The sequence below is a fragment of the Cohnella hashimotonis genome (genome assembly GCF_030014955.1).
Classification (GTDB): Bacteria; Bacillota; Bacilli; order Paenibacillales; family Paenibacillaceae; genus Cohnella; species Cohnella hashimotonis.
In genome coordinates this window covers 5,157,272-5,179,947 of sequence record NZ_JAGRPV010000001.1, presented here as the reverse complement: position 1 = coordinate 5,179,947, position 22,676 = coordinate 5,157,272, and the positions used below count along the sequence as shown (strand labels likewise).

The window sequence follows — 22,676 nt, the reverse complement described above, 5'->3', positions numbered from 1 at the left end:
ATGCCGTCCATAATTGTCTATGATCTGAGATGCGAGTACCGCAAGCATCCGGTCGGGATCGACGTGCTGCGGCCAAGACTAAGCTGGAAGCTTGCCGCAGACCGAAGGAATGTCGGGCAAGAGACGTACCGGATTCAAGTAGCCGTCGATGAGAGCTTCCGCCGGCTCGTATGGGACACGGGACTTGTCCGCAGCGACCGCTCCGTCCACGTCGAATACGAAGGGGAACCGCTGCAGTCGCGAACGCGATATTATTACCGCGTTCAAGCCGGAGACCGGACGGGCTGCCAGTCGGAATGGAGCGACGGGGCATTTTGGGAGACGGCGTTACTGAAGCGCGAAGAATGGCTTGCCGACTGGATCGCGCCTCCTGCGCGCGCCGACAAGCCGAATGTCGAGATCGATTATTTGCGCAAGACGTTTCGCATCCAAGGCGAGGTGTCGCAAGCCAGGATCTATGCGACGGCTCACGGCCTGTATAAGCTGTTCGTCAACGGCAAGACGCCGGACGACACGCTGTTCGCGCCGGGATACACGAGCTACCGTAAGCGGTTGCAATATCAAACCTACGACGTCACGCATCTGCTCGCAAACGGAACGAACGCGATCGGCGTCATGCTCGGCAATGGGTGGTATATCGGGGATCTCGGGTGGATGGACGGCCGTCATTTTTACGGTACGGAGCGGGCGCTTCTGATGCAGCTCCACGTGACCTATGTGGACGGTCGTCAAGAAATGATCATGACAGACGAAGGTTGGCGCGGCAGTACGGGCGCTTTGCTGATGTCGGAGCTATATCATGGGGAGACTTGCGACGCCAGGCTGGCGCAGGAAGGGTGGCATCGAGCGGATTTCCCTGCGTCAGACTGGCAGTCTGTAGAAGTCCGAGCGTTGACAAAGGATCCCCTCATCGCGCAGGAGGGCGAACCGGTGCGAATCGTCGAGAAGCGGACGCCGGTTGCGGTTTTCGTGACGCCGCGCGGAGAAATCGTATTGGATATGGGCCAAAATATGGTCGGCTGGATGCGATTTCGCGTGGAGGCGGATGCCGGAACCGTCATTACGCTGCGGCACGCCGAGGTGCTGGACCAGCAGGGCAACTTCTACGTGGATAATATCCGATCCGCCAGGCAGACCGTCCGCTACATCTGCAAGGGCGGAGAATCCGAGGAATATGAGCCTTCTTTCAGCTTCCAAGGCTTTCGTTACGTTCAGGTCGAAGGCTTGCCGATCGAGGGCTTGGCGGACCGCTTCGTCGCCTGCGTCATTCATACCGACATGGAGCCGGCGGGATCCTTCCGTTGCTCCGACGAGATGGTGAATCAGCTGCAGCGCAATATCGTATGGGGGCAAAAGGGGAACTTCCTGGAGGTGCCTACCGATTGCCCGCAGCGGGACGAACGGCTCGGCTGGACGGGGGATGCGCAGGTATTCGCCCGCACGGGCGCCTTCAACTTCAATGTGGCTCCATTCTTCGCGAAGTGGCTGAAGGATCTGGCCGCGGACCAGCAGCCGGATGGCGGGGTGTCGCATGTCGTTCCCGATCTGCCGTTCTGCGGCTATAATTCGTCCGCCTGGGGAGATGCGGCGGTCATTGTTCCCTGGACGATCTATCAATGCTACGGGGATGTCCGTCTTTTAGAAACGCAATACCCGAGCATGAAGGCCTGGGTCGATTATATAAGGAACCAAGGCGAGGACGAATGCTTGTGGAATTCAGGCTTTCACTTCGGCGACTGGCTGGCGCTGGACGGACCGGGCGGCAGAGTCGTCGGCGCCACGCCCAAAGATCTAATCGCTACCGCCTTTTACGCGCACTCCGCAAGTCTGGTTGCCAAAGCGGCCGCCGTTCTTGGCTATGAGGAAGATTCCGTCCGCTACAAGAATCTTCTTGAAGGAATCGTCAACGCATATCGCAAAGAATTCGTATCGCCGAACGGCCGGGTCGTATCCCCTACGCAGACCGCCTATGTGCTTTCTTTAATGTTCGACCTCCTCCAGGAAAACGACCGCCCCAGAACTGCCCGCATGCTCGCCGAACACGTTAAAGAGAACGGGATGCACTTGACGACGGGATTCGTCGGGACTCCCTACTTGTGCCATGTCCTGACCCGATTCGGGTATCACGACATCGCTTGTCAATTAGTGCTGCAAAAAGAGTTTCCATCCTGGTTGTACTCGGTCGGCCAGGGCGCTACGACGATCTGGGAGCATTGGGACGGCATCAAGGCCGACGGTTCCTTCTGGAGCGAGGAGATGAACTCCTTCAACCATTATGCCTTCGGCGCGATCGGCGACTGGCTGTACCGCGCGGTAGCCGGTATCGATACCGATCCGGCAGCTCCGGGATTCAAGCACATCATCATCGAACCGCACAGAGGAGACGGACTATCGGCGGCGGAAGCGGTCTACTGGTCCGCATACGGCGAGATCCGTTCGGCTTGGGAAACGACGGGAAACGCTCGGAAGCGATTGGAGGTGTCCATTCCGCCGAACACGACCGCGACGATTATCCTCTCGGGCGCAGACCCCGGCCGCTTAACGGAAACGGGGCAGCCCTATACTGCGGTCGAGGGCTTCTTATCATCCGAAATCGCGGAATCGGGAATTCGCCTGCTCGTCGGTTCCGGCCATTATTCGTTCGAATACTAACCTATATATCGGGAGAGGAGAGATCAACGTGAGGTATGTCGTCATCGGAGGCAGCGGACATGTCGGGTCCTATATGATCCCTCAGCTCGTGCGCGGCGGACATGAGGTTATTCAAGTCAGCCGCGGCCAGCATCGGCCCTATTGGCCCGATCCGGCATGGAGAGAAGTTAGATCCGTCTCGGCGGATCGAACGACGGAAGAAGCCCAAGGCACTTTCGGACGAACGATCGCGGCGTTGAAGCCGGACATCGTCGTCGATATGATTTCCTTTCATCCGGATGGACTGAAGCAGCTTGTAGAAGCGCTGCATGGCCATATCCAGCATTATCTCAGCTGCGGCACCTTATGGGTTCACGGTCCGAGCGTCTCCGTGCCGACGACGGAGGAACAGCCTCGCAGACCTTTCGGAGAATACGGAATTATGAAAGCGCGTATCGAAAGCTGGCTGCTGGATCAATCCAGAAGATTAGGTTTCCCGGCGACCATTCTCCACCCCGGTCATATTGTCGGACCGGGCTGGGAACCGTTGAACCCGGCCGGTCACTTCGACCCGCGGATTTTCTCGCGATTGGCCAGAGGGGAAGAAGTCGTGATTCCAAACCTGGGCATGGAGACCGTTCACCACGTGCACGCCGAGGATGTCGCCCAAGCCTTCATCAAAGCGTCGCAGTGCTGGAGTTCGGCAGTCGGGAACAGCTTCCACGTCGTATCGCCGGCCGCACTGACGCTGAGAGGATATGCGGAGGCGGTCGCTTCCTGGTTCGGTCAGGAAGCGAATCTGAAGTATGTGCCGTACGCGTCGATGAAAAGCGCCGTATCCGAAGAAGAGGCGAGCATTATCTGGGATCATATCGCGCACAGCCCGAATGCCAGCATCGAAAAAGCCAGGAAATTAATCGGCTATGAGCCCAGATACAGCTCGCTTGCCGCGGTGAAAGAGTCTTTGGAGTGGTTAATCGAGCACGGCAAGGTCGATGTGCCCGACGCATTCCGTTTATAGGAGGAGGGTGAGACATGAGCCATCTGAAGCTGCCGGGCACATATGCGATCCGGCTGGTGGAGCAAGACGACGCCGAGTTGATCTTCGAGTATTTCGGCGCGTTATCGGAGACGACGAAGTCGATTTTTCCCGGATATCCGTTTACCGCGGAAGAAGCGTCCCGCCTCGCGAGGGAGGAATCGAACACGTCCGGCATTCGCCGCTTTATCGTAATCGATTGGTCCCCGGCGACATCGAGCGAGCGCATGGCCGCAACGCTGTGGTTTTGGGATTGGGGCTGCATGGTGCCATGGATCGGTCTGATGGTAGCGGACGAATACCAAGGCAAGGGACTTGGCAAAGCCATGCTGGAACACAGCATCCAAGAGGCGAGAAGCAGCGGGAAAGGCGGCATACTCCTGACCACCCATAAGGAAAACGTACGCGGGCAAGCGCTCTATGCTCGCTATGGCTTTCAGACGATCGGACGGGACGAGCGCGGCGAGTATCTGATGATCTTGCGGTTTTGATGGATGGAGGAGGGGATTCCGGTTAAAAAAAACGCTTTGGTAACGGGCGGAAGCCGCGGAATCGGTAAAGGAATCGCATTAGCTCTGGCCAAGGCCGGATACGATCTGGCCATCTCGCACTACCTGGACGAGGAGGGTGCGGAAGGAACCGCGCGCCAAATCGCGGATGAGACGGGAAGGCGATGCTGCATCTTTCCCGGAAATCTGACCGAGAGTGCCACCGCGTCGGAGACCGTAAGCCGAGTCGTCTGGGAGATGGGAAGGATTAGTGTGCTTGTGAATAACGCAGGCATTTGTCAATTTGCCGCGGTTCAGGAGCTGACCGAAGACCATCTCCAGCTGATCATGAATTTGAACTTCCGGGCGCCGCTGCTCATGATGCGCGAGGTGTCCCGGCATATGATCGCAGAGGGCGTACGAGGCCATATCGTTAACGTCACTTCATCCAGGGCAGAACGCGCATACCCCGGCGATGCCGTTTATGGAGGCTTGAAAGCCGGGTTAAAACGGTCCAGCGAATCAGCCGCGCTGGATCTGGCACCCTTCGGAATCCGCGTCAATTGCCTGGCGCCGGGTGCCACACAGGTTCGCGACTTCGATCAGAGAAAGCACCATCTGGACGACAAAATCCCGCTGGGAAGGAGGGGACTGCCAGCGGATATGGGAAACGCCGTCGTATGGCTGGTCTCAGAGAAGGCCGCTTATATTACAGGGATTCACCTCCGCGTAGACGGGGGATTAATCCTGCCCGGGCTGCCGGAATAGCATTAAGCATCTGCAATAGCAATTGAATCGACCGGTCGTACAATCGATTGCCTAAGGAGAATTGCGTCATGTCCGCCATTTCCATTCAAGATGTAAAGGTTATTCTAACAGCCCCCGACGGCATTAACCTCGTCGTAATCAAAGTAGAAACGTCGGAGCCCGGATTATACGGGTTGGGCTGCGCCACATTTACGCAACGCTATCTGTCCGTCGCCGCGACAGTTGAAAAATATCTCAAACCGTTCTTGATCGGCAAGGACCCCCAGCGTATCGAAGATATTTGGCAAACCTCGATGGTTAGCGCTTATTGGCGCAACGGCCCGGTGTTGAACAATGCGATATCCGGTATCGATATGGCGTTATGGGATATCAAAGGGAAATTATGCGGCCAGCCGGTCTATCAATTGCTGGGCGGCAAATGCAGGGAAGCTGCAGCGGTCTATCGGCATGCGGACGGAAGCGATCTGGGCGAGATCGAGGAAAATGTTCGCAAGTTCATGGAGGAAGGCATTCGTCATATTCGCTGCCAATGGGGCGGATACGGCGGCATTCATGCCGTACACGCTCCGGAAAAGGCGCTGCCTGGCGCTTATTTTGACCCCGATGCTTATTCGCGCAGCGTCCCGAAATTGTTCGAGCACATGAGAAAGAAGCTCGGCAACGAGATTGAACTGCTGCATGATATTCACGAGCGGCTCTCTCCGATCGAGGCGGTAAGGCTAGCGAAGCAATTGGAGCCCTACCGGCTCTACTTCCTTGAAGATCCGCTGGCCCCGGAGCAGCTGGACGGCTTCAGAATGATTCGAGCGCAGAGCGCGACGCCGATCGCGATGGGCGAGCTGTTCGTACATCCGAACGAATGGGTTCCGTTGATCACCGGCGGAATGATCGATTTCATTCGGGTGCATATCAGCGCGATCGGCGGCCTTACGCCTGCGAAAAAGCTGGCAACTTTATGCGAGACTTTCAGCGTCCGCACGGCCTGGCATGGACCGGGAGACGTATCGCCGGTCGGGGTCGCGGCCAATTTGCATCTTGATCTGAATGTGGTAAATTTCGGCATCCAGGAATGGAGCGGGCTGTCCGAGCGAATGCGCGAAGTGTTTCCGGGGTGCCCGACAGTGAGGGATGGATACGCTTACATCCATGAGGCGCCGGGTCTTGGGATCGACATCGATGAAGCATTGGCAGCCCGATTTCCATGCAACGACGATTTGCCCGCATGGACGCTCGCACGCTTGCCGGACGGCAGTCCGGCCAGGCCATGATCAGTGTCGTCAAAGCAGTATAAAGGGAGGACTTGTTGCATGAAGATCAAGCCGATGATGAGTAGAATGCTAGTCTTAGCCCTGCTTTTTACGTTAGTTGTTCAAGGTTCATTCATGAAACCCGCAGCGGTAAACGCGGAAACGTCCAGCACGATGATCCGGTATGAAGCGGAGGACGGCGCCTTCGGAGGAAGCGGGAGACCAGGCCATGCGGATCAAGCCTCGAACGGGATGATCGCCGAACTGCCGATGCTGGGCGATTCTACGGAAATAAGCGTAACAAGCGCAACGTATCGCACGGCGCCGCTTGTGATTCGCTATGCGAACGGGAATGCCGAAACGGCGATCATGGGCTTATATGTGAACGGTGTGAAAATGCAGCAAATCTTTTTCCCGTCTACGGGCGGATGGACTTCATTCGTGGATACCGCTCCCGTTCAAATCCCCCTCAATGAAGGAAGCGCGAATAAAGTGAAATTGCAGCTGGAGGAAGACGCCAATCCGTTTAACGACGATGTCTTCAATGCCGATCTGGATTATTTTCAGATCGATATGGAGCCTTATGGCGTAGATCTGACGAGCTCCAAGAAGGGGAACATCTTTTCCGTCACCGAGGACGTCTATTTTAATTTTCGATTAACGGATTTTATCGATCGGGATCAAGACTTGAATCTCGATCTGAAGGTTACCGACTATACCGGAAATACCGTATATACCGCTCAACTGTCCGATGAACATTTGCCGGCCGACGGAGAGATCGTTAAAGAGCATCTGACTTTGCCGATTACGCAGCATGGCGTATTCAACCTGCGAGTGACCGGTAAGGATGCGCTGAATAACGCCGAGCTATTCGAGAAAAATGTTTCATTCAGCGTCGTGTATCCGGTCAATCCGGCAAGAGGAAACGATGATATTTTTGCCGCCGGCGTCCATCTGAGCGATTATTTGACAGGCGTAGACGGCAATTTGTCCGCGATGGCGACGGCGGGATTCGAGTCCGAACGGGACGGAATGATGTGGTCTTACGCTGAGACGGAAAAAGGCGTGCTGCGATTTTTACCTGAATGGGACGAGATCGTAGACGAGGCATTGGACAACGGGATAAAGCCTTTCATCATTTTATCTTACGGGAATAATTTCTACGATGAGGGAGGGATGCCCTATTCGGAGGAAGGATTAAAAGCGTTCGCAAATTACGTCACCTTTGTCGCTACGCATTTAAAGGGCAAGGTTGCGGAATTTGAAGTATGGAATGAACCTAACATCTTTAACCCGACCGACCGGTCGGAAGAAGACTATGCCGAATTGCTCAAAGTCGCCTATAAGGCGCTTAAAGCCGTCGACCCTGACAATGTCGTCATCGGAGGCGCATTCGGCGGTGTCGATATCGACTGGTTAAGGAAGATGATGGAGACGACGGGCCCGGACGGGGAGAAGTACGGAACCAAATATATGGATGCCCTATCCGTTCACCCGTACTCCTATCCGGTCAGCCCTGAAGCCGGGGATCTTCTCGGCAAGACGCAAAGGCTGAAAAACCTGCTTGCCGAATACGGCGATGTGCTGCCCCTCTATTACACGGAGATGGGCTGGCCTACCCATATCGGAGACAGAGGCGTGAGCGAGGAGATATCCGGCGCTTATGCCGTCAGAGCCAATGTGCTGTCCATGTCGGCAGGAGGCATTGCGAAGCTGTTTTGGTACGATTTTCAAAATGACGGCACGGATGTCACCTATAATGAACATAACTTCGGGTTAATCAACGCGAGAACGGATTCGTTCAATCCTTCCGGCGCGAAATTAAATTATGTCGCTTACAATGCCCTGGCGAACAAGCTTGCCGGCGCTCGCTTCGTCTCCTCCTCCAAGCCGGACGCTACGCTTAACCTTTACAAGTTCCATCGGGATTCGGACAATCAGGATGTACTCGTAGCCTGGAACGAATTCGCTGCGAAGTCGATCGGCCTGTCTGTCGGAGAAGGCTCATTTAAGGTAACCGATATGCTGGGGAACAGCGCAGATTACACGACGGTCGACGGCGTGCTTAGCGTTGCGGTATCGGATAACCCCATTTATATCGAGGGCGATATCGCGGGACTGGAAACGGCATCTCCTTCGTTCAGCGTTGCGAATCTAGCTCCTGAAGCGATACCCGGAGAGGTGTTCCCCATCATCATTAATCGGTCTGCAAGCACGGCCGATATTGCGGGAAGCTTCGAGCTGCAACTGCCGGACGGCTGGTCGCTTCAAGGCGGCAGCACCTTTGCAGCGGGAACGGCCCCTATTGAATTGAGGGTGATGGTCCCGGATGGGGAGCAGATGAAGCCGTTCAACATGAATATCAAAGTGAAGTCGGGCACGAGCACCCTAACAAGCATTCGAGTGCAGCCTACGGTAGTGGGTCCTGTCAAAGTTACGGTTGAACCGAAATCCGTAGACTCGCAGGATTGGAATAAATGGAGCCTGGACATTCATCTGAAAAACCATTCGAGTTTATCGGCGATCGACGGTACGATGACCATCGAGAACCCGGCGGAATGGGCGACCGTTAAAACGATAACGCCGATCCCGCCCGGACAGACGGGCACCGTGACGATACCGGTCGATCAGCCTAATTCTAAGCTGAACCAAGTGAAGCTTAAGATTGAATTGTCCGACGGGTATTCGATCGAACAGCAGTTCCCCGTTAGTTTCCTTGCCGCGGAACAAGCCGTGACGGCTCCCGCGATTGACGGCGTCATATCCGCGGGCGAGTGGAGCGGCGCGATGCGCATCAACCTGAATACGCCCGATCAGGTTCAAGAAATGGCCGATTGGGGCGGAGTCGATGATATGAGCGCCCAAGCTTATGTGAAATGGGATGCGAGCAAGCTGTACTTTGCGGTAGACGTAACCGACGACGTACAAAGGCAGACCGCCACGGACGACGGCATTTGGGCCGGAGACGGCATTCAGTTGGCGTTCGACCCTGCCAGAGCGGACGGGATCGGCAGCATGGGTAACCATGAGATCGGGTTTGCGCTGTCCGACGATCATGAGGTGCAGAGCTGGAGATGGACGGCCATCGCAGGCAAGCAGCCGGGTGAATTCGACGGTGCCGATACCCGAATCGTCAGAGACGAGGCGACGAAGCACACGATCTACGAGACTGCGATTCCGTGGAACGAATTGCTCGCCGAAGGCGCTGCCGTTCAGCCGGGCGACCGCTTCGGCTTCTCCTTCCTTATCAATGAAGACGATGGCCAGGGAAGAGACGGATGGATGGAATACATGGGCGGAATCGGTCTCACCAAGGACCCGATGTATTATGGGGATTTGGTGCTGGCGCCAGCACCATCGCCGCCCCCTGCATCATCAACGCCATCGGGTGCGACGCCATCGCCGGAACCGGGCAAGATCACGATGAAGCCGGTTCTGGATCAGAAGGGTACCGCAATGGCTCGGACCAGCGCGGAAGCGTTGAATAGGGCGTTGACTGGCGTCGTCGCGACAGAAGCCGGCAAGAAGAAGGTGACTATTCAACTGCAGACTGTGGAAGGAGCCGCCCGGTATGCAGTGGAGTTGCCGCAGAGCGTGCTGAAGACGTTGGACAGCGGACTTACGATCGAGATGGTAACCGAGCTGGGCACGGTGACCCTCCCGGCGAACCTGTTCGAGGGAACGGATGGAGCAAGCGCGGCCTTCGTGGGAATCTCGATTGGAACGGCAGAGGACAAAAACCTGGACGACAAGACCAAAGCGATCGTCACAGGTAAACCGATGATCGAGCTGCGGGCCACGGCTGACGGGAAGCCGATCGATTGGAGCAATCGGAGTCTGCCGGTAACCGTATCTATTCCTTATAAGCCTGCAGCCGAAGAATTGCCGGCTCTTGAAAATCTGACGGTCGTATATATCGACGCGAATGGAACGGCGATTCCGGTTCCGAGCGGTAAATATGACGAAGCCAAGCAATCTGTTGTTTTCAGGACAACGCACTTTAGCGCATTTGCGGTTGCGTACGTTCAGAAAACATTCGCGGACATCGCGAATTCCTGGGCGAAGCATGCGATCGAAACGCTGGCCGCGAAAGGGATCATCAGCGGGAAGACGGATACAACTTTCGTACCGAAGGAAAAGATGACCCGAGCGGACTTCGTCATGATGGTTATAAAAGGCTTGAGTCTGGATGCGAATAACGACGTGAACTTTAGCGATGTGAAAAAAGAAAGCTATTATTACGATGCGATCGGCGTAGCGAAAAAGATGGGTATCGTGAAAGGGACCGGAGAAGATGCCTTCAACCCGGAAATCCCTATCACGCGAGAGGATGTAGCCGTCATCTCGGCCAGAGCGTTAGCGGCGGCAGAAGCGCTTGATGCCGAAGCCTCCGCTGGCAGCTTAAGCAGATTCGTGGATAAAGACGATATATCCGCTTATGCCGCTTCGAGCATCGCCTTCCTGCTGGATCGCGGAATTATCCAGGGCGTTCCATCCGGCCATTCGTATAAGATGCTACCGAAATCCGAGTTGAGCAGAGAAGAAGCGGCCAAGATGATTTATCAAATGTATTTGAAAAATAATGCCGGGGAGTGACTGAAATGTTAAAAAGATTTGGCTTAATTAGCATGGCCCTGATCTTATTTCTAGGTTTGCTCGGGTTAAAACCGGATTCCGCGAAGGCGGCGCCCACGAATACGAATTTCGGGTTCGCTACAGGCTACGTCATTTTGAACAAAACGAACGCGGAGCTGGACAGCTATCTCAACCAAATAGCGGCTTCAGGCGCGGCTTATATTCGTTTTGACTTCAGCTGGGCGCTCATTCAAGCCGGAGGCAGCAGCTCCTACGATTTTACCGACACGGACAGAGTCGTCGATGCCGCGATTGCCAAGGGCATCAAAATACTCGCGCTGCCGACTGGCGTGACCGCCTGGTCGGGCGACCCGGTGCCTTCGAACGCATCCTCCTATCAGAATTTCATGTACAATTTGGGCCTCCACTATATTCCGAAGGGCGTCACGGACTGGGAACTGTGGAACGAGCCTAATATTCAGGGAATCAGTCCCGCTGCCTATACCCAAAAAATACTGATCCCCGGGGCGACGGGCATTCGCCAGGCCGCGACGCAATTAGGAAAAACGGTTCGGGTGATTTCGGGCGGACTGGCTCCCGCAGCCACGGATGGAACCAATTATTCCCCGCTGGACTATGTAACCGGGATCTATGCGAACGGCGGCAAAAACTACTTCGATGCGCTCGGTCATCATCCTTATACTTGGCCGGCGGACCCTACTATCCCAACGCTGTACAATACGTTATTGAATTCCCAGCAATTGTACGACGTGATGGCGGCCAATGGAGACGGCGCCAAGAAAATGTGGGCCACGGAGTTCGGCTACCCGACCAATTCCATCAGCGAGCGGGGCGTGACGGAAGCGCAGCAAGCTCAGTACATGGTGGACGCGTATAACATCTGGAAGGGTTTCTCTTACTCCGGGGGGCCATGGATGATGTACTCGTTCAAAGATAACGGCACAGATGTCATGAATCCGGAAGACTTCTTCGGGCTCATCCGCTTTAATGGAACCGCCAAGCCGGCCTATGCGGCGGTCGTGAATATGATGGCAAACAATCCGCCCGGATCCGGTGGCACGCAGGGGACCTACGTCTATGAAGCCGAAAACGGAACCTACGGCAATGGCGCTCAAGTGATCAATGAAACCAATGCCTCCAATGGCCAGGATGTCGGTTATTTGGATAATGTAGGCGCTTATTCACAGATCAACAATGTAAACGGCGGCCCGGGAGGGACTGCGGCACTCGTCATCCGATTCTCCAACGGCAACGGCGCTTCTCGGACGCTGAGTCTGTATGTCAACGGCGTTAAGCAGCAGCAGCTATCCTTTGCCAATACCGGGGCATGGACGACCTTTGCGAATACCGCGTCGATCAACATCCCCTTGAACGCAGGAACGAATAATACGATCAAAATCCAAAGAGATTCGACGGATACGCCGGAGGCCGACATCGATAAATACACCGTAACGACCTCTGCGGCGGCGCCTACGTACTATAAGATCCAGAATCGTTGGAAGCCGAACGAATATTTGTATGACGGCGGCACCCGCGTAAACTATGGCAGCGGCACCACGGATGCGTATCTCTGGAGCTTCGAATCCGTCGGCGCCAACAAGCGGATTAAAAATAAAGCGACCGGCGAATATATCAACATTAAAAACGGCGCAACGCATGTTGAAAGCACGGCGATCGCCTCGACGGACATGACGAGCCAATGGACGACGGGCAGCGCCTCGGCCTCCTCCAGCGCGCAATATATCAAAAGCGCTTCGAACAATAACTATATCAATGTGGAAGATCAGCTCGGATATGCGACGAGCGATATCGCCGGCGCTCCGTCGGATACCGCCTGGTATTCCGCGCAGTGGTTTTTCATTCAGCAATAAACGGAAGTAAATGAATGTCAACGAATAAGGCTGCACACCGTCTGTTACGCGACAGCCGGGTGCAGCCTTATTCTCAAATTGCGCTCTCAATTTTTAAGCAAAGGTTCGTGATACAAGATGATGGAAATATGGAATCATAGACGGCCCCTTCGACATCTGCGCAAAGCGATCGATTCAGGCACGCTGACGCTCGGCTTCATCGGCGGCTCGATTACCGATGCCAGATCGAGGAACAACTGGCCGGAGCCGGTCATTGCCTGGTTTGCGGAGACCTATCCGCAAGTTCGGCTCTTCGTCGAGAATGCGGCCATCGGAGGGACGGGCAGCGAGCTTGCCGTATTCCGTGCGGAGCATGACCTGATCGAACGTCAATGCGACATCGTCTTTATCGACTATGCCGTTAACGACAATGAAGAGCCCGCCGAAAGGCGATTGAAAACCCGGGAGGGGCTGATGCGCAAATTGCTGCACGGCGCCATGAGGGACGTGGTCCTTGTACATACCTTCTGCCAGTCCTTCTATCCAGAGATGATGGCGGGCGGGGTGCCTGCTTCCATTGCAGATTTCGAAAAACTCGCGGATCACTATCAAACCGGTTCGGTATGGATGGGGAAATACGCATGGGAGGAAATCAAAAGAGGGAGGATGCGCTGGGAGGAATGGCTTCCGGATGGCCTGCATCCGACGGAGCGCGGCAGCCTGAGCTACGCCGGCAGCGTCATCGCTTACTTGGAGAAGGAGCTGTCGGAACCGATGCTCGCGGCTATTCCCGACCAAGCGTCACCGCTCCCTGAGCCGATGCATCGCGGCAATTGGGAACGGACGAGCAGTCTTCCTTTTTCCGATATCGTCACCGAAGGCCCTTGGGCCATTCGGCGTTGGCCCCACCTGGAGTGGATCGATCAGGCGCTGACGACTTCGGCGATCGGCGCCAGGCTGCAACTTTCGTTCGTGGGCCGGGGCTTGTCGTTCGGGCTCGATTTTGGAAAATATTCCTGTGAATTCCGCTACCGGTTGGATCGCGGGCCCTGGGAGACCACGCATATCCCGCGTCCGGACTGGGTCCCGAATGAAGGCTGGTACCGGGTACTAACGATAGCCGACGATCTGCCGCATACGACGCACGAATTCGAGATGGAGGTCGTTCACGGCAATACGGCCGAATGCAAAGGGACGAATTGCAGAATCGGATTGATCGGGATTATCGGATAGATCCATTCTCCATGCCTCATTTTTTTGCCTATAGAAAGCGCGATAAAAGAAGCGGTCGGTCCCCTGTAGAAGGGGGGGCGACCGCTTGCTTATGTGTATACGACAATTTCCCGCTTCCTAAAAACGTCTTGCGTGCGTTAACACGCGACCGAGCAGTCCTGATCCGCCTCCTAATGCTTTTCAGTCAAACGATCGGCGCTGCGGCTCGCCGTCGCGGCCGCGAATTCGGCGCGAATGCGGGTGAGCAAATCGGCGTCGGTCAGCACGTCGTAGGCGGTTAGTGCCAGCGTCTTGGCGCCGAACACCATGCCGTCGTATGCCCGCGGGAGCTGCGCGGCGTCCCTGAATTCAAGCGAATGCAGCGCGTACGGGGCGTCGACGACCTTGACGTAGCCGTGGACCGCGGGGCAGCGCAGCGAGACGTTGCCCAGATCGAGCGACCCGTTGTCGTGTCCGGCGGCGATCTTCTCTGCCCGAACGCCGCCCTCGATCAGGTTGGCGGTGAACGCGTCGGAGAGCGCTTCGTTCGTGCGCAGCTCGTCGTACGAATATTCATAGTTGCTGATGGCGAGTCTGCTGCCGGTGGCGATTGCGGCGGCCTCGGCGCAGGCGTTCACCTTGCGGACGAGTTCGTCCGTGTAGGCACGGCTCTTGGCGCGGACGTAGAACTTGGCGGCGGCGTAATCGGGGATGACGTTGGGCGCCGTGCCGCCTTGCGACACGATACCGTGGATGCGGGCGTCGCTTCGCGTCTGCTGCCGCAGCGCGCCGACGCCGTTAAAAAGCTGGATGACCGCATCCAGCGCGTTGATCCCGTCCTCGGGATTGGCTGCGGCATGCGCCGCCTTGCCGAAAAATTCATATTGCAGCGCGTCCATCGCAAGGGAAGAGCCCGAGCGCTCGAAGCTGTGGTATGGGTGCGCCATAAGCGCGGCGTCCACGTCTTCGAACAGACCGGCCGCGGCCATGTCCACCTTGGCGCCTTTGGTCTCCTCGGCCGGCGTGCCGTATACGCGTAGGATGCCGCCTGTCTCCGCCAGAAGCGGCACCAGTCCCGCGGCTGCGCCGAGCGCCATCGTGCATATCAAATGATGACCGCAGGCGTGCCCGATCTCCGGCAGCGCGTCGTACTCGGCCAGCAAGGCGATCGTCGGCCCGGGCTTGTCGGACCGGTATTCTGCGATGAACGCCGTCTCGAGCCCGAGCGTCCCGCGCTGTACGGCGAAGCCAAGTTCCTCCAGCGCTTCCGCCAGACGGGCCGAAGCCAGTCTTTCCTCATGGCCGAGCTCGGGGTGCGCCGCGATAAAGGCGGCAAGCTCGCGAAGCTTCGGGGCATAGGCGTCTATGGCATCGCGAATTCGCGATTTATCGTGAGACAGCTGCTCGTTCATCTTGTTTCCTTCTCTCTTTTCCATATAAAAGGCGTCTACCGCGAAGTTTAACACAATCGCGACTTCAGTTAAAATGAAGAGGGGGCATGTCGTATAATTATAGTCCACATGACACGAAATTGCATTTAAATCGGGTGTCGGTCCGTGATATCTTGTGGTAGTGTCGTATATTTGAAGGGAGAGAGCAGTCAAAATGATTCGAATCGGCATGTTGAGCTACTGGCACGTACACGCAGAGGATTATACGAAACAGGTGCTGAGCCATCCGAATACGGAGATCGCCGCGATCTGGGACGAGCTGCCCGACCGGGGCGCGGAGAAGGCCGCCAAGTATGGCGTTCCCTTTATTGCGAATCTGGACGAACTGCTCGCGCGCGACGATATCGACGCTGTCGTCGTCGACGCGCCGACGAATATGCACAGAGACGTCATGGTGAAGGCCGCGCGTGCGGGCAAGCATATTTTCACCGAAAAAGTCGTAGCCACAACCGTATCCGAAGCAAACGAGATCGCTGCCGCCGTCCGCGATGCCGGCGTTAAATTGGCAGTATCCCTGCCCCGTCTCTATGACGGCTATACGCAATCGATTCTGGAAGTGATCGCCTCCGGCAAGCTGGGCAAGCTGACGCTGGCGCGGGTAAGGCTGTCCCACAACGGATCGACCGCGAACTGGCTGCCTGCCCATTTTTACTCGAAGGAACAATGCGGCGGCGGCGCGCTCATCGATCTGGGCTGCCATCCGGTATATCTGGTGCGCAAATTCCTCGGCCTGCCGGAGTCCGTAAGCGCTACCTTCGGCTTCGTAAGCGGTCGCGAGGTTGAGGACAACGCGGTTGCCGTCTTCGCTTATTCGGACGGTGCGGTCGGCATCGCGGAAGCCGGCTTCGTGAACAGCCACTCGCCGTTTTCTATCGAGCTTCACGGTACCGACGGCACGCTGCTGTACGGATTTCCGGAGGAGAAGATTTTGGTACGCAGCACGCAGGATTCGGAAAAGGTGTGGACGGAAGTGCCGGTAGGCGACCGTCTTCCGTTCGCGTTCGAGCAGTGGGTCGGCCATATCGAAGCGGGCACCGAGGCGACTGAAAACATTGAATATGCGCTCGACCTAACACGCATTATGGAAGCCGCGAATCGCGCCGCCGCCGAGGGCAAATCGGTGCGCTTGTCCGATCTGGAGGGCTAATCGCCGATGAGCGGCCAAACCCCGAACCGGACCGAAGCGCAGCAGGCGGAGCGCAGGATTGCAGAGCCGCCGTTCGCCTTCGCACGCATGAAGCGCCGCTGGGACGCGCTGGACCGGCTGGACCTTCGCTTCCGGTGGGGCGGTCTTGGCATTCGGGTGCTGCGCTGCCATCTGACGAGCTTCGCGCCGGGTCAAGTCATTGCGGCGCACAAGCATTCGGAGTATGAATTTCATTTTATTCCGAAGGGCAAGGGCACGTTGATCGTCGGGGATGCGACCTACCCGCTGCAGGAAGGCTTGTTCTATCTCACCGGTCCCGACGTCGTGCACGAGCAGCGCTCGGGTCCCGAAGAGCCGATGTACGAACTGTGCCTTCACTGCGAAATTACGAGGCTGGACGATGCCGGCACGGATGCGGAGTGGGGAGATTCTCTCGAGCGGAGAGAGGCGGACGAGTGCCTGGCTATTTTGCAGACAATGCCGGCCGTGCCTGCGCTCGACCGCTATCACGGGATGAACGCGTTTCTCGACGCTTACCGGGCCTGGGAGGACCAGCCGGTCGGGTTTTATACGACGCTCAAGCAGCACATCGTACAGATTCTGCTGCGCGCAGCCCGCGCGCATGCCGCACCCGAAGCCGCCGGCAGCATTCCCGCGCGGGACATGAACGACCATCGCTTTCGTCTTGCGGTGCAGTACATCGAGGACAACGCGGCCCGCCCGATCTCGCTTGACGAGGTCGCCGAGCGGGTACAGGTCAGCCCGCGACAGCTCCAGCGGATTTTCCGAAGCGAGGGCGGGACTGCGTTCCGCGATTGGGTGGAGCATGTCCGGCTGCAGCGGATCGCGGAGGAGCTGCTCAGCTCGTCAAGTCCCGTCGAGACGATCGCCGCCGGTCACGGCTACGGCAACCCAAACTATTTATACCCGGTATTTAAACATAAGTTCGGCATGACGCCATCGGCTTATCGCCGCTTGCACGGCATAAGGCAGCCAGGCGCGCCGGAAGAGGAGACAGATCATCATGAGCGAAAAAAGAATTAAAGTCGGCATTATCGGAACGGGCGGCATCGCGCGTTACCACGTCATGGCTTACCGCAAGCTGCCGTACGTAGACATCGTAGCGGTTGCCGACGTGCTGCCGGGCAGGGCGCGCGAATTCGCGGAGCGGGAAGAACTCGTCGGCGCAGGCGCGTACGACAGCCACACCGAGCTGCTCGCGCACGATCTCGATGCCGTCAGCATCTGTACCCCGAACGCGTCCCACCACCGTACGAGCGTCGATGCGGTGCGCGCAGGCAAGAAGGTGCTGCTGGAAAAACCGATGTCGGTCACGCTTGAAGAAGCGCTGGACATGGTACAGACGGTGAAATCCCACGACGGCATGCTGTCGATCGGGTTCCAGCCTCGCTACGATCCGAACATGAAGCTGCTGCAGGATATTATCCAATCCGGACGCCTTGGCAATGTGTATTATGCGGAAACGGGCGGCGGACGCCGGCGCGGCATGCCTGGCGGCACGTTCATCAGCAAGGCGCTTGCAGGCGCCGGCGCGATGGCGGACATCGGCTGCTACTCGCTCGACATGGCGCTGAACACGCTCGGTTATCCACGCCCGGTATCGGTATCCGCGTTCACGTCGAACCACTTCGGCACGAACCCGCTTTATCACAAGGAAGCTTCGAAGTTCGAGGTCGAGGACTTCGGCGTGGCGATGGTCCGATTCGATAACGACCTCGTGCTTCAGTTCAAGATCTCCTGGGCGATGCATATGGATACGCTGGGCGCCACGATGTTCCTCGGCACCGATGCCGGCCTCAAGGTAACGCCTGCGGGCTCCGGTCCGTGGTCTGGCGTCTGGGACGGCGCGATCGGCAGCATGACGCTGTATCACGACGACTTCGGCGGCCAAACCTCGACGGCCGTGCCGTTGATCGGACATTCGCTCGACCTGTTCTACGAGAAGGTCCGCGACTTCGCCGAAGCCGTGCGCGACGGTCGTCCGGCGCCGATTCCTGCAGAGCAGATCCTGATCCAGCAGGCGATCATCGACGGCGTACTGCGCTCGGCGGATCAGCGCCGCGAGGTCGAGATCAAGCTGCCGGAGTGATCGCGGTTGTTTTCGTGTAACTCGGCCGTGTAGGCCGGGATGGGGTGTTAGCTGAGTTGACGTGCGAGATAGCCGGTTTTCCGGCTATCTGGCCGCGGGGGCTGGGTTGACGTGCGAGATAGCCGGTTTTTCCGGCTATCTCGGCCGTGTGGGCTGGGTTGACGTGCGAGTTAACCGGTTTTTCCCGCTATCTCGGCCGTGTCGGCCGGGGTAGCGTGTGAGTTAACGGTTTTTCCGTCTCTCTCGGGATGAAGCAGGAATCGTTCTGCTTCATCCCTTTGTGTTTAGTGCTCTTTTATATGAGCTGCAAGTTCGTGAGGGGTTTTCTCGTCTCGCTCGCCGAATGCAGGCGACAGTATCGGTCCCTGGCGCAGATAGTCGATAGAACAGAAAAAAGCCGGGCGAACGGATCGCCCGGCTATTCTTATTATGCGATTCCTTGCAGTCGTTCCGAGAGCACCCGCATCATGCCGCGAAGCACCTGCGTATCCCGGAAGCAGAACGCCTGCAGCTGTTCCTTGCGCAGCGCGAGCAGGGAAGCGCGGCTGACGGCGACGCAGTCCGCGGAGCGGGGGCCGCTGTCGATGATCGCCATTTCTCCGAAATACTCGCCTTTCCCCAGGTTCGCGATCTCGCGGCCATCCCGGCGGACGCCGATGGAGCCTTCAACGACCGCGTAAAGCGTATCTCCGTACTCGCCCGTTTTGCAGATGGTCTTGCCCGGTCCGTATTCTTCCTCTTGCACCAATTGTGCGAGATCGAGGAAGCCTTCGATGCTCAGATGCTGAAACAGCGGCACTTGCTGAAGCACCAGCACGCGTCTGACAAGCGTCGCGTTGCCGGACAGCGCCGTGCTGCCAGCCGGCGTCTCGGCGACGTCCGCGTTCGGATCGCTTGAGTGTCCCGTACCGGCGGCAGCCGCTTCGCGCGCTGCCTCGTCCGCGCTAGAGGCGAGGTTCGCCGCGGCCTGATCAGGAGCAGGAGCAGGAGCAGGAGCAGGAGCAGGAGCAGGAGCAGGAGCAGGAGCAGGAGCAGGAGCAGGAGCAGGAGCAGCAGAAGAGACAGCGGCAGCCGCGCCGGCTCCTGCGGCGGCGAGCGCGTCCCTGATCCGACGGGACAGCAGCTTCATCAATTCCACCGCCATGCTCGGCCTGTCGATCATTCGCTCGTAGAAGATGTCGGAGTCGAGCTTCCATAGCCGAACGTCTGTCTCGGCAGCGATCGTAGCCGTCCTCGCGCCGTGGGTCAACACGGCCATCTCGCCGAAATATTCCTCGCTCCCAAGCTCGTGCACGCGCGCGACGCCCTTGAATACACCGATCTTGCCGCTTTCGATCATGTACAGACAGTCGCCCGGCTCGCCCTCTCGGATAATCACGTCGCCGGCCGACGCGGTAACCGGCTGAAGCGTATCCGCAAGCGCCGCCAGTTCGGCGCGCGGCACGCCCTGGAACAGGCTGATTTTCTTGAGCAGCCGAACCTGCTCGACCTGCAGCGCCGCGCCGGGGTCGGCAGAGACGCCTGCCTGCCTGGCGCGTTCGTAAGCGACGAGCTGAGAGAGCCAAGCGTCGCCTTGCGCAGCGAGCCATGCCCAGTGCGGCGCCGCATTCGCCGTCTTAGAGGCGCTCAATTCCCGGGACGCCGACATGAGTTTGATCAGCGGCCCGCGCAGCTGACCTTGAACCGTCTGGTCGACGACCTCGATCGCATTGGCCTGCCGCTGGCCGTCGCCCTCGGTCCAATTCGCGTAGACGGCCTGCATCGCGCGCTCGTCGTAGAGGAGCGAGAGCAGCTGGAAGACCCGGCGGACGATGCCTGCGCGGATCTCGGCGACGCTGCCCGACAGCTCGGAGCCGGCAACGTGGCCGGCAACGGCAGCGCCATGCTCGCCGTACTGCTCGTCGAGCGCCAATTCCAGACGTGCGTATCGCTCTGCCTGTGCAGCCGGCACGGCGGGCAGGTCCTTTTGCATGCGCAGCAGCGATTCGAGTATACGGTCGCGCAGCGCGTAGCCTGCCGATTCGTAGATGTCGAGCAGCGTGTCCCTCGCCAGCTGGGTGCCGATGCGCTCGAATACGGCTGGCAGATGAACGGCGATATCCTCCCGGCCGAGGTAAGCGCGGAGCGCAGGGACGATGACCGACTCGTCGTAGGCTGCGAGCGCCACAATAGCGTGGCGCCGCGCGCCGCCGTCTGCCAGGCGATCCGCGATCGGCGGGATACAGGCGGGCACGCGGAGCTTCGCCGCGGAATCAAGCGCGCGAACGGCGACCTGGCTCGACGGATCCCGAAGCAGGCCGAGCAGCGGTTTGTAGAAGCTGGGCACGCCGATCTGTCCGAACAAGGAGGCGACGGCCATCCTTTCGGCCTCGATCTCGCTCTCGGTGAGCCGCTTAAGCACGCTGACCGACCGGTACATGCCTTCGATGCCGAAATACTTCACCAGCGCGGCGATCGCAGCCGCCTGGACGTCCGCCGAGTCGTCCTCGAGCCGACTGGCGATCGCGTCCAGGTGCGCTTCGTCCATATAAGACGCCAGTGCCAGGATGGCCTTGGCCCGGACAGGTCCGCTGTCCGCGCCGAGCAGTTCGAGCAGCGGCGCTTCCAGGCCGGCAGGCCTCAGCTGTTCGATATACTCCAGCGTCTCCACTATAACCTCCGGGTGCGGATGAGCCAGCAGCCCGGGGAGATAAGGCTTAAGATCGAACGCTTCGATGTCCTTCAGCAGACGCAGCGCATACAGCGCCTGCTGCTTATCGTGCTGACGCAGCGCCTCCGCGAGGAGGGCGCGGCTCGCCGGGTCCATGAAGTCGAGCTCGGTCCGCTGCGGATCGTCCTGCCCCGTTTTTAAGGTCGACATGAGCGTCTGCAAGTAGGCTTTCTTAATCTTGAGGCCGGACACGATCCCGATGCCGAGCAGAATCGCGACGATGTAGCTGAATTGCGACGGCGCGAGCCAATGGCTGAGCACGAGCAGCAGCAGCGCCGCGAGGCCTTTGGAGCCGTTTCGCACGATGCCTTCCATGAAGTTTTTGGCTTTGGAGCGCCAAGCGGGCGGCACCGGGAACATGATCAGCTGGTTAGCGGAGGAATAGAGCGTATCGCCGAGCACCTTATCGCTGCCCTTGGCGACGACCGACATCGCGAGCACCGGCAGGAAAATGAGGCCGAGACTGGCGGCCGCGAGCGTGACGGGGAAGACGAGCAGCGCCGTCGTAACGCCGAAGCGCGTGAGCACCCAGCCGGACAACGTGACTTGAACGAGCAGGCCGATGATGCCGGATATGCCTTGGAAGCTGCCCATAAACCCTGCCAGCGCTTCGTTCTGCAGCGTCTCTCTGAGCAGTACCTTGAATTGATAGTCGATCAGCGTCAGCGACAGCGTGACCGAAGCCGCCAGCAGGACCATGTATTTCAGATGGGGAACGTTTTTAAACAAGCCGTCCGTTCTTCCGACGGTAGAGCCGGCTGTCTTGGCAGAGGCGGCGGCAGAGGCGCTCGCGGTCGCAACTTTGTCGACGCCGTGGGCGCGCATGGCGCAGATCGCGATCACAAATGCGAGGCCGGCAACGACAAGCGCGGCGAATACGTACAGCAGGTTGGAGGTGCCGATGACCGGGACGATGCCGCGGATGCCGAAGCCGCTCGCCACCGTGCCGAGCGTGCCGCCGCTGGCGACGAGGCCGATCATTTTTTTCGCCTTGCGCTGATCGAGCGCCGACGTGGCGAACTGCCAGAAGCAGACGATCATCAGAAAATTAAATACGTCGTAGCCGACGTAAATCGTGCGAAAAACCCAGCCCAGCTCAAGGCCGACGCCGATACGGGAGACAAGGATAAGGGCGGCGATGGCCGGGAGCAGCCCGAAGAGCAGGCGTTCGATTCGGACGCGGTGGGCGTATCGCTGGAAGACAAGGCTGGTGAGGATCATGGTCGCAGCCTGCGGCAAATACATGCCTGACAATGCGGCGTTGTCGAAGCGGCTTAAGAACAGCGCGTCGGCGGCCGTTCTGCCCATAATGGAGGCGGCTACGGTGCAGAAAAAATAGAGGAACAGCAGCGCGACCTTCGCGTACTCGCCGCCGTTCCCCGCTCCTTGGCCGGCGAACCGGCCGAGCATGGAACTGAATTTGTTGG

Annotated in this window: 13 protein-coding genes; 11 read left to right on the top strand and 2 right to left on the bottom strand. The window is 58.2% G+C overall.

What is annotated here, in order from left to right; translation table 11 throughout:
- The 8 genes from KB449_RS20910 to KB449_RS20875 all read left to right on the top strand — a co-directional run bounded on the left by KB449_RS20910 (position 1) and on the right by KB449_RS20875 (position 13,852).
- Positions 1 to 2,652, top strand: a complete 2,652-nt coding sequence (locus KB449_RS20910) for a family 78 glycoside hydrolase catalytic domain (protein ID WP_282910208.1) — start codon at positions 1 to 3, stop codon at positions 2,650 to 2,652.
- Between the two features lie 28 nt (positions 2,653 to 2,680).
- Positions 2,681 to 3,652, top strand: coding sequence for an NAD-dependent epimerase/dehydratase family protein (locus KB449_RS20905; protein WP_282910207.1), 972 nt, complete (start codon positions 2,681 to 2,683; stop codon positions 3,650 to 3,652).
- Between the two features lie 14 nt (positions 3,653 to 3,666).
- On the top strand, positions 3,667 to 4,161 hold the full coding sequence (locus tag KB449_RS20900; protein WP_282910206.1) for a GNAT family N-acetyltransferase: 495 nt from the start codon (positions 3,667 to 3,669) through the stop codon (positions 4,159 to 4,161).
- Positions 4,162 to 4,164: 3 nt separating this feature from the next.
- Positions 4,165 to 4,926, top strand: coding sequence for an SDR family NAD(P)-dependent oxidoreductase (locus KB449_RS20895; RefSeq protein WP_282910205.1), 762 nt, complete (start codon positions 4,165 to 4,167; stop codon positions 4,924 to 4,926).
- Positions 4,927 to 4,994: 68 nt separating this feature from the next.
- Positions 4,995 to 6,194: an enolase C-terminal domain-like protein gene (locus KB449_RS20890; RefSeq protein ID WP_282910204.1), complete on the top strand. Its 1,200-nt coding sequence runs from the start codon at positions 4,995 to 4,997 to the stop codon at positions 6,192 to 6,194.
- Between the two features lie 114 nt (positions 6,195 to 6,308).
- Positions 6,309 to 10,769, top strand: coding sequence for an S-layer homology domain-containing protein (locus KB449_RS20885; protein ID WP_282910203.1), 4,461 nt, complete (start codon positions 6,309 to 6,311; stop codon positions 10,767 to 10,769).
- A 5-nt stretch (positions 10,770 to 10,774) separates the two neighbouring features.
- Positions 10,775 to 12,640: a carbohydrate-binding protein gene (locus KB449_RS20880; RefSeq protein ID WP_282910202.1), complete on the top strand. Its 1,866-nt coding sequence runs from the start codon at positions 10,775 to 10,777 to the stop codon at positions 12,638 to 12,640.
- A 117-nt stretch (positions 12,641 to 12,757) separates the two neighbouring features.
- A complete protein-coding gene (locus KB449_RS20875) occupies positions 12,758 to 13,852 on the top strand; it encodes an SGNH/GDSL hydrolase family protein (protein WP_282910201.1) in 1,095 nt (364 codons plus the stop codon).
- Between the two features lie 170 nt (positions 13,853 to 14,022).
- Here KB449_RS20875 and KB449_RS20870 read toward each other — a convergent pair whose 3' ends face one another.
- Positions 14,023 to 15,243, bottom strand: a complete 1,221-nt coding sequence (locus tag KB449_RS20870; protein WP_282910200.1) for a M20 family metallopeptidase — start codon at positions 15,241 to 15,243, stop codon at positions 14,023 to 14,025.
- Between the two features lie 193 nt (positions 15,244 to 15,436).
- Between KB449_RS20870 and KB449_RS20865 the strand changes: the two genes are divergently transcribed.
- The 3 genes from KB449_RS20865 to KB449_RS20855 are packed head-to-tail and all read left to right on the top strand — an operon-like array spanning position 15,437 to position 18,539.
- Complete coding sequence (locus KB449_RS20865; RefSeq protein WP_282910199.1) at positions 15,437 to 16,429, top strand: Gfo/Idh/MocA family protein; 993 nt, start codon at positions 15,437 to 15,439, stop codon at positions 16,427 to 16,429.
- Positions 16,430 to 16,435: 6 nt separating this feature from the next.
- Positions 16,436 to 17,473, top strand: coding sequence for an AraC family transcriptional regulator (locus KB449_RS20860; protein WP_282910198.1), 1,038 nt, complete (start codon positions 16,436 to 16,438; stop codon positions 17,471 to 17,473).
- Positions 17,454 to 18,539 carry a Gfo/Idh/MocA family protein gene (locus KB449_RS20855; protein WP_282910197.1) on the top strand — a complete coding sequence of 362 codons (1,086 nt, stop codon included), beginning with the start codon at positions 17,454 to 17,456 and terminating at the stop codon, positions 18,537 to 18,539. Before KB449_RS20860 ends, KB449_RS20855 begins: the two co-directional genes overlap by 20 nt.
- A gap of 427 nt (positions 18,540 to 18,966) precedes the next feature.
- Here the strand turns inward: KB449_RS20855 and KB449_RS20850 are convergent, their stop codons facing one another.
- Positions 18,967 to 22,659: an Npt1/Npt2 family nucleotide transporter gene (locus tag KB449_RS20850; RefSeq protein ID WP_282910196.1), complete on the bottom strand. Its 3,693-nt coding sequence runs from the start codon at positions 22,657 to 22,659 to the stop codon at positions 18,967 to 18,969.
- Positions 22,660 to 22,676 lie beyond the last annotated feature (17 nt).